This is a genomic window from Xanthobacter sp. BG11Y11_SDJG (assembly GCF_057364445.1).
Window position 1 is genome coordinate 1 of record NZ_JBNFNU010000118.1, and the last position, 10961, is coordinate 10961.

Sequence of the window (10961 nt, forward strand, 5' to 3'; positions counted from 1 at the left end):
CGGCGCGGCCGGCGCGTCGATGCCGCCTGCGAACACGCGGCTGGCCGCCACGTCCTCGGCGCCGATGGTGGCGAGGCGCGCGCCGGTCCACGCTGCCGGCCTGCTCGAACAGGCGCAGCGACTGGCGCAGGCGCCATGCGGTCGAAGGCGTTGCGGATGGATCGGGCGTTGGCGAAGTTCGGCTGGCTGCGGCGCAGGCGCACATAATCGGCGAGCGCGGCCTCCGCCTCCGGCGCGAAGGCGTAGTCGGCGCCCGCGGCCATGGCCTTGGCGATCTGCACCAGTTCCTCGTCGCCATAGTCCGGAAAGTCTATGTGGTGGGCGATGCGCGAGCGGAAGCCGGGATTGCTCTCGAAGAAGCGGTCCATGCGGTCCTTGTAGCCGGCGAGGATCACCACCAGATCGTCGCGCTGGTTCTCCATCACCTGGAGCAGGATCTCGATCGCTTCCTGGCCGTAGTCGCGCTCGTTCTCGGGCCGGTAGAGATAATAGGCCTCGTCGATGAACAGCACGCCGCCCATCGCCTTCTTCAAGATCTCTTTGGTCTTGGGAGCGGTGTGGCCGATATACTGGCCGACCAGGTCGTCCCGCGTCACCGAGACGAGGTGGCCGCGTCGCACATAGCCGAGCCGGTGCAGGATGCCGGCCATCTTGAGCGCGACCGTGGTCTTGCCGGTGCCGGGATTGCCGGTGAAGGCCATGTGCAGCGTCGGCGCGCCGCAGCTCAGGCCCACCATCTCGCGCGCCCGGCTTACCACCAGATGGGCGGCGATCTCGCGGATGCGGCGTTTGACGGGCTTCAGGCCGATCAGGTCGCGCTCCAATTCCTCCAGGAACCGGGGGACCTCGCTCTGGGTGAAGAGAGCGCCGAGGTCGAGCCCTGCCTGCGCGACGTCTGCCGGCGCCGCGGCGGTCGGGGCGGGAAGGGTTGCGGTGGACATGGCTCGAACCTCGGCAAGGTTGCGCGGTGGGAACGGCCGCGCGGGTGAAGCTCAGGACCGGAGGGCGCCGGCGCGGTGGCGCAAGGCGTAGCGCTGGGTGCGGCCGTCCCACTCGGTGCGGTCGAGGCGGAAGCCCTTCTCCTCGGCCGGACGCTGGACGATGAAGGAGAGGCGCACCGTCTCCCAGCCGCGGGTGGAATCGAAGGCGTTCACGCGTACATAGTCGGCCGGGTGCGCCGCCTTGCAGGCCTCGATCTCGCCGATCACGCCGGCGGCGTCGGCGAGGTCGAACATGGGGGCGCCCCACATCTCCCAATAGGTGTTGCGGGGGTGGGGATCGTCGGTGTGCTCCACCGAGACCGCCCAGCCGCGGTCGAGGCAGTACTGGATCTGCGCGGTGACCTGCGCCGTGGTGAGGTCCGGCAGGAAGGAGAAGGTGCCCTGGGTGATGCGCATCTTTTCCTCCTCAGGCGACGGACGCGGTGGGGACGAAGTCGGACGTGTCGGTGGAGGCGTAGTCGAAGGTGACCTCGCCCCACGTGTCGAGCGCGGCGCGCAGCGGCTGGCACCATTTGGCGGCGTCCACCAGGATCTCCGGGCCTTCCTTGGCGATGTCGCGGCCCTCGTTGCGGGCCAGAACCATCGCCTCCAGCGCGACGCGGTTGGCGGTGGCGCCGGCCTGGATGCCGTCCGGATGGCCGATGGTGCCGCCGCCGAACTGGAGCACCACGTCGTCGCCGAACAGGTCCAGCAACTGGTGCATCTGGCCGGCATGGATGCCGCCCGAGGCCACCGGCATCACCTTGCGCAGGCCGGCCCATTCCTGGTCGAAGAACAGGCCGCGGGGCAGGTCGGTCTTGGTCGTCATCTCGCGGCAGACATTGTAGTAGCCCTGCACGGTCATGGGGTCGCCTTCGAGCTTGCCCACCGCGGTGCCGGCATGCAGATGATCGACGCCGGCGAGGCGCAGCCACTTGGCGATGACGCGGAACGAGATGCCGTGGCCCTTCTGCCGCGTATAGGTGCCGTGCCCGGCGCGGTGCATGTGCAGCACCATGTCGTTCTCGCGGCACCAGTTGGAGATGGACTGGATCGCGGTCCAGCCGACGATCAGGTCCACCATCACGATGCAGGAGCCCAGCTCCTTGGCGAATTCCGCGCGGCGGTACATCTCCTCCATGGTCCCGGCGGTGATGTTGAGATAGTGCCCCTTCACCTCGCCGGTCTCGGCCTGCGCCTTGTTGACGGCCTCCATGCAATAGAGGAAGCGGTCGCGCCAGTGCATGAAGGGCTGGGAATTGATGTTCTCGTCGTCCTTCACGAAGTCGAGGCCGCCCTTCAGCGCCTCATAGACCACGCGGCCGTAATTCTTGCCGGACAGACCCAGCTTCGGCTTGGTGGTGGCGCCGAGCAGCGGCCGGCCGAACTTGTCGAGGCGCTCGCGCTCCACGACGATGCCCGTCGGCGGACCGCGGAAGGTCTTCACATAGGCCACCGGCAGGCGCATGTCCTCCAGCCGGCAGGCCTTCAGCGGCTTGAAGGAGAAGACGTTGCCGATGATCGAGGCGGTGAGGTTGGCGATCGAGCCTTCCTCGAACAGGTCGAGGTCGTAGGCGACCCAGCAGAAATACTGCCCCGCCTGGCCCGGCACCGGCTCCACCTTGTAGGCCTTGGCGCGATAGACGTCGGCGGCGGTCAGGCGGTCGGTCCACACGACCGTCCACGTTGCCGTGGAGCTTTCACCGGCGACTGCGGCCGCCGCCTCCACCGGGTCGACGCCCGCCTGCGGGGTGACGCGGAACAGCGCCAGGACGTCGGTGTCCTTCGGCTGGTAGTCGCCGTCCCAATAGCCCATCTGGGCATATTTCAGGACGCCGGCGGCGTACCTCTTCTTGGCGTCGGTGATCTGCCCGATGGCGGCGTCGGCACCCATGACGGAAGCCCTCCCTCGTCGTTGCTGTTTGTTGAACGAAGGTTGCAGGCCGCAGGTCTTCAGGTAAATTTGAATGATGTGAACACACCATTCAGGAAACCTGAATTTGCCCGCCCATTGGACGCTCCGCCAGCTCAAGATCGTGGCGCTCGCCGCGCGTTCCGGCTCCTATGCCAAAGCCGCGCAGGACATGGGTTTGAGCCCGCCCGCCGTGACGGCTCAGATGAAGCAGCTGGAGGCGGATCTCGGCCTTCCCTTGTTCGAGCGCCGCGACGGGCGTCTGCGACCGACTGCCGCTGGCCGCGAACTGGTGGCGGCCTATGGCCGGGTGGAAGTGGCGCTGGCGGAGGCGGAGCGCTCGATCGAGGCGATCCGCAGGCCCGGCGAGGGCTCGGTGGTGGTGGGCGTGGTGTCCACGGCCAAGTATTTCGCCCCCATGGCGCTGGCCGCCTTCCGCGCGCGCCAGCCGCGCATCGAGCTGAAGCTGGTGGTGGGCAACCGGGAGGACATCGTCGCCGGGCTCGAAAGCCTGGAGCTCGATGTCGCCGTCATGGGCCGCCCGCCCGCCGCGCTGGAGGCGGAGACGCTGGTCATCGGCGATCATCCCCACCTCATCATCGCCCCGCCGGGACACCGGCTCGCGGCGCGACGACTGAAGCCCGCGCATCTCTCGCGCGAGCCGTTCCTGATGCGCGAGGAGGGGTCCGGAACGCGCATGCTGATGGCGCGGCTGTTCGAGGAGCATGGCGCCGCCCATCCGCCGCGGGCCATGGAGATCGGCTCCAACGAGACCATCAAGCAGGCGGTGATGGCCGGGCTCGGCCTCGCCTTCCTCTCGGCCCACACGGTGGCGGCGGAGCTTGGCGACGGACGCCTGGTGGCGCTCGACGTGGACGGATTGCCGATCGTGCGGCAATGGCTCTGCGTGCGGGCGAAGGAGAAGCGCCTCATGCCGGCGGCGCTGGCGCTGATGGAATTCCTGGCGCGCGAGGGCGGCGCCTTCCTGCCGAAGGTGCCGTGAGGACGAAGGTTGACGCTGACCGCCGCCTCAGGTGGCGAGCTAAGCGTCAGATGATGAACTGAATCTTTACACCCGTGCCGCGAACCTCAGTTCTGATGGACACTGGGCTGTCGCCGACTACAGGACGAATAGTCAGCAATTCGTCGGATACCCATGTCATTGGAAAATCCGGGCCCTACCAATGGAATGACAGTCCCCGCCGAAGATTTCTTCGCTCCTTCCGGGTTCGGCGCCTCTTTGCGTGATGAAAACAGATGTCGTGCAGTACGATACAGCGCCTCCGCCCGATTGAATCACCACAACGGCATCAATTTTCGCCCCGGGGGAAGGAAATCTATAGGTAATTGGCGGGTCTTCTTGAGTGATGGCGAAGAGGATAGCCAATCCGACCAGCACGGCCAGTCCGGTTGAGATACCGCCAATCGTGGCCAACACCCGATTGACGACGCCATTTCTCGCCGCGGGAGGCTTGCGATCCATCATTAAATTGCCCCGATACATCCCTTGCACCGTCAATGGAGCCTTGGCGGCGTGACCTCAGCATGTTGCCTCAATGGCTTTTTCGGATCAGGCCTCAGGCGACCGCGACGATCGCCTGCCCCGCCCCGTCGAAGAACGGGAACGGGCCGGGATAGGCGGCGATCTGGCTCACATGGCTCACCAGCCGGTCGCCGGTCCACAGATGCAAGGCGAGCGCGGGCGGCTCCATGTGGAAGGTGGCGGGGCCGTCCGGCGACAGGTCGAGGCTCACCACATGGGCCGGCGCCGGCGCGATGGTGGCGGCGATGCCGGCGAAGGTGGTGGTGATCGCCCGGTGCACATGGCCGCAGGCCAGCCCCACCACCTGCGGATGGCGGCGGATGATGGCCTCCAGCGCCGCCCCGTCGCGCAGATTCTGGGCGTCCATGTGGGCGATGCCGGTGAGGAATGGCGGATGGTGGCCGCACAGCAGGGTCGGACGGCCGGGTGCCTGCGCGAGCGCGGCGTCGAGGAAGGCGAGGCCGTCCGTCCCCAGTTCGCCATGGGGCGAGCCGGCCACCGAGGTGTCCAGCATCACGAGGCGGAGCGCAAAGCCGTCCTCCACGTAATTGGCGCGGGCGCCGTTGGTGCGCGCCGCCATCTCCGGGAAGGCGCGGATGAGGCCGGCACTGGAATCGTGGTTGCCGGGAATGGGCAGGAGCGGCATGGGCAGGCGCGCGGCGAGCGTGCGGAAGCGGGCATATTCCTCGGGCAGATCGAAGTCGGTGAGATCACCGGTCACCACCACCAGGTCCGGGCGCGGGTCGAGCGCGAGAATGTGCGCCACCGCCGCCTCCATGTGGCGCGCGGTGTCGACCCGGCCATAGGCGAGGGCGCCTTCAGGACGGATGTGGGTGTCGGTGAGCTGGGCGATGAGCATGGGGGTCACGCGAGGCTGAAGCGGTTGGGATCGAGGGCGAGACCCAGCAGCATGCCGGGGGCAAGGTCGAGGTCGGGCGGCGTCTCCACCACCACGCGGGTGCCATCCGGGCTCAGGAGCGTCACCTTCTGGCGCGCGCCCTGGAATTGGGCCTGCTCCACCTTCAGCACCAGCCCGGCGTGGGGATCGACGACCAGAGAGGCCGCTTCCGGGCGAAACAGGAGCGCCGCCTTCGCCGCGTCGGGCGCCTGGCGGCCGGGCGGCAGCGCCAGGATGCCGGCCGCGCACTCGAAGCACCCGCCGCGCACCGCGCCCTCCAGGCGGTTGGTGGTGCCGACGAAGGAGGCGACGAAGGCGTCGGCGGGGCGCTCATAGACCTCCCGCGGCGTTCCCACCTGGGCAATCTCGCCTTCGCGCATGACGACGATGCGGTCGCCGAGCGCCAGCGCCTCGGCCTGGTCGTGGGTGACGTAGACGGCGGTGATGGAGAGGCGGCGCAGCAGCGCGTCGATCTCCCCGCGCAGGTGCTCGCGCAACGCCGCGTCGAGCGCCGCCATGGGCTCGTCCAGCAGGATCGCCTTCGGCCGCACCGCCAGCGCCCGGGCGAGCGCCACGCGCTGGCGCTGGCCGCCGGAAAGCTGGGTGATGCGGCGTTCGGCCAGCGCCTCGATGCGCATCATCTCCAGCACTTCGTCGGCGAGCCGGGTGCGCTCGGCCTTGCCGACGCCTCGCACCCGCAGGCCGTAGGCGACGTTCTCGCGCACGTCCATGTTGGGAAACAGCGCATAGGACTGGAACACCATGCCCACATTGCGCTTCTCGATGGGCAATGCGGTTACGTCCGCACCGTCGAACAGCACGCGCCCGCCTGCATCCGGGCGCTCCAGGCCGGCGATGATGCGCAGCAGCGTGGTCTTGCCGCACCCGGAGGGACCGAGCAGCACCAGCGTCTCGCCGGCCGCGACGCACAGATCGAGCGGCGCGAGGGCGCGGGTGCCGTCGGCGAAGGTCTTGCCGCAGCCGGCGAGGGTGACGGCGGCGCCGGTCCTGGGCTTCATGGCCGTCCTCCTTTCGCGGGCACGGCGGGCAGCACGCGCCCGAACATCTGCAGCGCCACCAGCAGCGGCACGATCAGGACGAAGAAGATCAGCGTGTAGGCGCTGGCGATCTCGAGCCGCATGGAGGCGTAGCTGTCGGCCAGGCCCACGGGCAAAGTCTTGGTGAGCGGGGTGTGGAGCATCCAGGTGAGGTTGAACTCGCCGATGGAGAGCGTCACCACCATCAGCGCGCCGGCGAGGATGCCGCCCTTGGCGTTGGGCACCACCACGTGGAAGAAACGCTGGAGCGGCGAGGCGCCGAGCGAGGCCGCGCCCTCCTCCAGCGCCTTCACGTCCACCGCCGCGAGCACCGCCATGACGGACCGGAGCATGAAGGGCAGCGTGTAGAGCACGTGGCCGACCAGGATGAAGAGCGGGCTCATGCGGAACTCGCGGAAGCCGCCATAAGCGAGGATCAAGGCCAGCGCCAGCGCGAGGCCGGGAATGGCCACCGGCAGGGTCACCACCTCCTCCACCAGGCGCGACAGGCGCGAGGGCTTGCGGGCGAGCGCCCAGGCGGCGGGCACGCCGAGCACCAGCGTCACGCCGAGCGTGCCGAGCGCGATGGCGATCGACAGGCCGATGGTGCCGCTATAGAGCGCCAGGACCTCGCCGATCCAGCGCAGCGTGAGGCCGGAGCGCAGGCCCTGGAAATAGTTGGCGGTGACGCCCGCCAGCATGGAGGCGAGCGCCGGAACGATCAGGAACGCGGCGCAGGCCAGCGTCACCAGAAGCTGCAGGACGAAGGTGAGGCGGTGCGGGACCATGGCGCTAGCCCGCCGCCGCGACGCCGGAGCCGGCCATGTTGCGGGTGAGCGCGAGCACGCCCCAGGTGATCAGGCCGAGCGCCAGCGAGAGCGCCGCCGCGGTGGCGAAGTTCGCGTTGAGGGTGAACTCGGTGTAGATCGTCATGGCCAGAACATCGATGCGGGTGGCGAGGGTGAAGGCGGTGCCGAACGCCCCCATGGCGGTGGCAAACGCGATGGCGCCGGAGGCGATCAGCGCCGGCGAGAGGCCGGGCAACGTCACGTCGCGCAGCACCGCGAGCCGGCTCGCGCCGAGCGAGCGGGCGGCCTCCTCCAGCGCCGGATCGAGCTTCTCCGCCGCCGCCATCAGCGTCACCAGCACGCGCGGCAGCGAGAAATAGAGATAGCCCGCGAACAGGCCGGCCATGGAATAGGCGAAGACGATCTTCTCCAGGCCAAGCGACTGGGAAAAGCTGCCGAGCAGCCCCTGCCGGCCGGCGAGCAGGATGATCATGAAGCCCACCACCACGCCGGGAAAGGCGAGCGGCAAGGTGAGCGCCGAGACCAGGAACGCCCGGCCGGGAAAGCGCGTCCGCGCCAGGAACAGCGCCACGACGGAGCCGAGCGCCAGCGTCGCCAGCGTCACGCCCGCCGACAAAGCGAGGGTCGCCATCAGCGTCTGGAAATGGCGCGGATTGGCGAGTATGGCGAGATACTCAAAGGCTCCGTTCGGCCCCGATCCCGCCACCAGCACCAGTTCCGCCAAAGGCAGCACGAAGAACGCGGCCGCGAACGCGAACAGCGGCGCGAGAAACAGGACTGCAAGGCGGTCGGCGCTGCGCATGGCTTGGGTCCGGCGGATGAGGTCTCCCCTCCCCCACAAGGGGGGAGGGGGTCATGGTGTGTGCGCCTTACTTCACTTCGTTGAGGTAGGCCTCGGCGAAGCCCTTCTGGGCCTGCTCCATCTTGGCGTAGTCCACCGGCTTGGCGCGGGCGTAGTCGGCGGCGGGCAGGAAGCGCTCGGCCACGTCCTTCGGCAGCTCGATGGCGCGCGCCGGGCGCAGATAGGCCTTGGCCCACATGGCCTGCCCCTTGTCGGACAGCACGTAGTCGAGAACCTTCTTAGCGGCCTCCGGATGGGGCGCGCCCTTCACCATGGACATGACGTAGGGCACCACCACCGAGCCTTCGCAGGGAATGACGAAGGCGAAGTTCCCCATGTCCGAATAGCGCGCGCGGTAGGCGTTGAAGTCGTAGTCGAACAGGATCGGGATTTCGCCCGAAAGCACGCGGGCGTAGGAGGTCTGCTTCGGCACGATCGGCTGGTTGGCTTGCAGCTTCTTGAAGAATTCGATGCCCGGCTTGAAGTTGTCGAGCGTGCCGCCCATGGCGCCGTTCACCGCCACCGCGCCCACATAGCCGACGAAGGCGGAGGTGGGATCGAGATAGCCGACGAGGCCCTTATATTCGGGCTTCAGCAGGTCGGACCAGCAGGCCGGCACCGGCGTCTTGCCCAGCGCGTCCTTGTTGATGAACAGGCCGAGCGTGCCGGAATGGATGGTGAACCAGTTGCCCTCGGGGTCCTTGAGGCCCGCGGGGATCTCGGAAAATCCCTTGGGCTGGTAGGGCTGGGTGACGCCGGCCTCCTTGGCCTTGATGCCGAAGGTGACGCCCAGATAGGTGACGTCGGCCACCGGGCTCGCCTTCTCGGCGATGATCTGGGTCAGCGACTGGCCGGAATTCTTGTTGTCCTGCGGCACCTCGATGCCGGTGTCGGCCTTGATGGCCTTCAGCATGGAGCCCCAGTCCGCCCATTCGGGCGGGCAGTTGTAGCAGATGGCGTCGGCGGCGCGGGCGGGCATGGCGGCCGAGATCGCGGTGAGGGCGCCCACGAGGGCGCCGGCGAGCAAAGCGTGTCGCATGGGGCGGAGCATGTGCGATGTCCTCATTCGGAAGGCGGTTCGGGGAACGCGGAGAAAGACGGGGACGCGGCATCGGGCCGGCGCGCGGCGCGCCAAGCGAGGCGTCCGGGGCAGGCGCAAGCGAGCCGCCGGGCCGCAGCTCGAAGGGCAGCCGCTCCAGGTCGGGCCGGCCGTGCCTTCCAGCATCTCGAAGATCTTCTCCACCGCCCGCTCGCCCATGCGGCGGGTGGGGGTGTCGACGGTGGCGAGCGAGGGGTAGGCTGCGCCAGCGAGCGCGATGCCGTCGAACCCTGCCACCGACACGTCCTGCGGCACCCTCAGCCCGAGCGCGCGCAGCGCCGCCATCACCGAGAGCGCCAGCAGATCGTTGGAGCACAAGGCGGCGGTGGGGCCTCCCGGAGCCCGAACACGCCCGCGAGCGCCGCGCCATGGCCGGCCGGGTCGGCGAGATAGTCGAGCTCCAGCGGCGGTTCGGCGGCAAGGCCCGCCTCGCTCATCGCGGCGAGATAGCCGAGATAGCGCGTGCGGGCGCGGTCGGAGGTGGCGAAGCGCCCGGCCACATAGACCAGGCGGCGATGGCCGGCGGCGATCATCGTCTTGGCGAGGGCGAAGGTGGCGGCGGCGTTGTCCACCGAGACCGCGGCCCGCTCGGCGCGGCGCGGCTCGTTGTAGATCAGGACGTAGGGGATGCCCTCGGCGTCTAGGCGATCAAGGGTGGGGTTGTCGTCGGCGTCGGTGACGGTGAGGACCAGGCCGGCGACGCTCTGCGCCACCAGCGTCTCCACCACCTCGGGCTCGCGCGCGGCATCATAGTCGGTGGCGGTCAGCAGCAGCGTGTGGTGGCGCCGGCGCGCCTCCGCCTCCATGCCGGCGACGGAGGCGGCGAAGACCGGATTGGTGAGGGTCGGGATCACCACGCCGAGGGTGCGCGCGCGCAGCGTCTTCAGCGAGCGTCCGATCTCGCTCGGCCGGAAGCCAAGCTCCTCCACCGCCGCGCGCACCCGCGCCTCCACTTCGGCGCTGGTGCGGGCCGAGCCGTTGATGACCCGGCTCACCGTGGCGATGGAGCAGCCGGCCCGTTCGGCGACGGTGCGGATGGTGATGACGCGCGGCAAAGGCATCCCCTCCGGCGTGCGGCGGCACGCCGACCCTGTGGTCGCGAAGCGGCAAGAGCGGCGGCGCAAGCGTGCCTGAAATCGTTTTCAGCGCCGTTCTACCGACGACGTGCAACGCGCATGTGACAGGGGATGGGGAGGGCAGACAAGGGGCGGGTCGGCGCGAAAGGGAACGGCGGGCGCCGGGGCGCCCGCCGTAGGGAAGGGAGGATCAGGGCGGCGAGTCTCCCCTCCTTTTCGGGGCCCGCCGAAGCGGGGCGATCGGGAAGGCTCAGCCGCGAGGGCGACCGCCGGGCGCCGGATGCGGTCCGGGACCGGCCAGCGGCGGCGGCGGAGGCAGCAGCATCGGCTCGATGCGAGCAAGGCGGGTGAGCTGTTCGGGGGTCAGGCGCGTCTTCAGGCTCTCGACCGCGGCCGCGAGCCTGCTGCCGGCCTCGCCATTGGCCTTGGCGAAGGTCGCCACGTCCGCTGACAACGCGAGCGGCGCCGGCGGATCCTTGCGCTCGCCTGGGGCGGGCGGGGGCGGCGGCGCCAGCGTCGCCTGGAGCGCATCGGTATAAGCGCGCCAGGCATCCAGCTGGTCGGCGCGGATGCCCACCGCGGTCTCGGCCACCGTCAAAGCACGGGCAAGACCGAGCGGGTCGGGCGGACCCATGAAGGGTCCTGCCGCAAATCCCATCCCAGGCCCCATCCCGGGCCCCACGGGCGGCCCGCGGAACGGCGGCTCCAGGCTCATGTCGGCGCGCGGGGCCATCGGCCCTTCTCCGGCCGCCCGCGGCGGTCGGAA

General features: G+C 69.3%; 11 protein-coding genes and 2 pseudogenes. 1 reads left to right on the plus strand and 12 read right to left on the minus strand.

The genetic code is table 11. The annotated features are described in order from the left end of the window. The 3 genes and pseudogenes from cbbX to AC2W7M_RS11835 all read right to left on the minus strand — a co-directional run. A pseudogene (gene cbbX, locus AC2W7M_RS11825) lies at positions 1 to 941 on the minus strand (CbbX protein); the annotation flags it as partial. A 51-nt stretch (positions 942 to 992) separates the two neighbouring features. After that, positions 993 to 1397 carry a RuBisCO small subunit-like domain-containing protein gene (locus AC2W7M_RS11830; RefSeq protein WP_486132535.1) on the minus strand — a complete coding sequence of 135 codons (405 nt, stop codon included), beginning with the start codon at positions 1395 to 1397 and terminating at the stop codon, positions 993 to 995. Positions 1398 to 1407: 10 nt separating this feature from the next. Further along, positions 1408 to 2874: a form I ribulose bisphosphate carboxylase large subunit gene (locus AC2W7M_RS11835; RefSeq protein WP_486132536.1), complete on the minus strand. Its 1467-nt coding sequence runs from the start codon at positions 2872 to 2874 to the stop codon at positions 1408 to 1410. Between the two features lie 106 nt (positions 2875 to 2980). On the opposite strand from AC2W7M_RS11835, the gene AC2W7M_RS11840 reads away from it, so the two are divergent. Then, positions 2981 to 3895 (plus strand): LysR family transcriptional regulator, encoded by a 915-nt coding sequence (locus AC2W7M_RS11840; RefSeq protein WP_486132537.1) that lies wholly within the window; start codon positions 2981 to 2983, stop codon positions 3893 to 3895. A 156-nt stretch (positions 3896 to 4051) separates the two neighbouring features. On the opposite strand, the gene AC2W7M_RS11845 is transcribed toward AC2W7M_RS11840, so the two are convergent. The 9 genes and pseudogenes from AC2W7M_RS11845 to AC2W7M_RS11885 form a co-directional block, all read right to left on the minus strand. Continuing rightward, positions 4052 to 4396 (minus strand): hypothetical protein, encoded by a 345-nt coding sequence (locus AC2W7M_RS11845; RefSeq protein WP_486132538.1) that lies wholly within the window; start codon positions 4394 to 4396, stop codon positions 4052 to 4054. Positions 4397 to 4469: 73 nt separating this feature from the next. After that, on the minus strand, positions 4470 to 5294 hold the full coding sequence (locus AC2W7M_RS11850) for a phosphodiesterase (RefSeq protein ID WP_486132544.1): 825 nt from the start codon (positions 5292 to 5294) through the stop codon (positions 4470 to 4472). A 5-nt stretch (positions 5295 to 5299) separates the two neighbouring features. Continuing rightward, the gene (locus AC2W7M_RS11855; RefSeq protein WP_486132539.1) at positions 5300 to 6352 is read right to left on the minus strand and encodes an ABC transporter ATP-binding protein; all 1053 of its coding nucleotides are present in this window, start codon (positions 6350 to 6352) and stop codon (positions 5300 to 5302) included. Next, positions 6349 to 7158 carry an ABC transporter permease gene (locus AC2W7M_RS11860; RefSeq protein WP_486132540.1) on the minus strand — a complete coding sequence of 270 codons (810 nt, stop codon included), beginning with the start codon at positions 7156 to 7158 and terminating at the stop codon, positions 6349 to 6351. Before AC2W7M_RS11860 ends, AC2W7M_RS11855 begins: the two co-directional genes overlap by 4 nt. Positions 7159 to 7162: 4 nt before the next feature. After that, complete coding sequence (locus tag AC2W7M_RS11865; RefSeq protein WP_486132541.1) at positions 7163 to 7981, minus strand: ABC transporter permease; 819 nt, start codon at positions 7979 to 7981, stop codon at positions 7163 to 7165. A gap of 67 nt (positions 7982 to 8048) precedes the next feature. Beyond that, on the minus strand, positions 8049 to 9059 hold the full coding sequence (locus tag AC2W7M_RS11870) for an ABC transporter substrate-binding protein (protein WP_486132545.1): 1011 nt from the start codon (positions 9057 to 9059) through the stop codon (positions 8049 to 8051). Between the two features lie 222 nt (positions 9060 to 9281). Then, a pseudogene (locus AC2W7M_RS11875) lies at positions 9282 to 9404 on the minus strand (substrate-binding domain-containing protein); the annotation flags it as partial. Beyond that, positions 9404 to 10180 (minus strand): LacI family DNA-binding transcriptional regulator, encoded by a 777-nt coding sequence (locus AC2W7M_RS11880; RefSeq protein WP_486132542.1) that lies wholly within the window; start codon positions 10178 to 10180, stop codon positions 9404 to 9406. The gene AC2W7M_RS11880 and the pseudogene AC2W7M_RS11875, both read right to left, overlap by 1 nt. Positions 10181 to 10445: 265 nt before the next feature. Continuing rightward, on the minus strand, positions 10446 to 10829 hold the full coding sequence (locus AC2W7M_RS11885; protein WP_486132543.1) for a hypothetical protein: 384 nt from the start codon (positions 10827 to 10829) through the stop codon (positions 10446 to 10448). Positions 10830 to 10961 lie beyond the last annotated feature (132 nt).

Bases quoted from the DNA above. Each gene is read 5' to 3' on its own strand.
- AC2W7M_RS11865 (WP_486132541.1), bottom strand. From the start codon at position 7,981: ATGCGCAGCGCCGACCGCCTTGCAGTCCTGTTTCTCGCGCCGCTGTTC.
- AC2W7M_RS11885 (WP_486132543.1), bottom strand. From the start codon at position 10,829: ATGGGTCCGCCCGACCCGCTCGGTCTTGCCCGTGCTTTGACGGTGGCC.
- AC2W7M_RS11860 (WP_486132540.1), bottom strand. From the start codon at position 7,158: ATGGTCCCGCACCGCCTCACCTTCGTCCTGCAGCTTCTGGTGACGCTG.
- AC2W7M_RS11845 (WP_486132538.1), bottom strand. From the start codon at position 4,396: ATGTATCGGGGCAATTTAATGATGGATCGCAAGCCTCCCGCGGCGAGA.
- AC2W7M_RS11855 (WP_486132539.1), bottom strand. From the start codon at position 6,352: ATGAAGCCCAGGACCGGCGCCGCCGTCACCCTCGCCGGCTGCGGCAAG.
- AC2W7M_RS11870 (WP_486132545.1), bottom strand. From the start codon at position 9,059: ATGCGACACGCTTTGCTCGCCGGCGCCCTCGTGGGCGCCCTCACCGCG.
- AC2W7M_RS11835 (WP_486132536.1), bottom strand. From the start codon at position 2,874: ATGGGTGCCGACGCCGCCATCGGGCAGATCACCGACGCCAAGAAGAGG.
- AC2W7M_RS11850 (WP_486132544.1), bottom strand. From the start codon at position 5,294: ATGCTCATCGCCCAGCTCACCGACACCCACATCCGTCCTGAAGGCGCC.
- AC2W7M_RS11880 (WP_486132542.1), bottom strand. From the start codon at position 10,180: ATGCCTTTGCCGCGCGTCATCACCATCCGCACCGTCGCCGAACGGGCC.
- AC2W7M_RS11830 (WP_486132535.1), bottom strand. From the start codon at position 1,397: ATGCGCATCACCCAGGGCACCTTCTCCTTCCTGCCGGACCTCACCACG.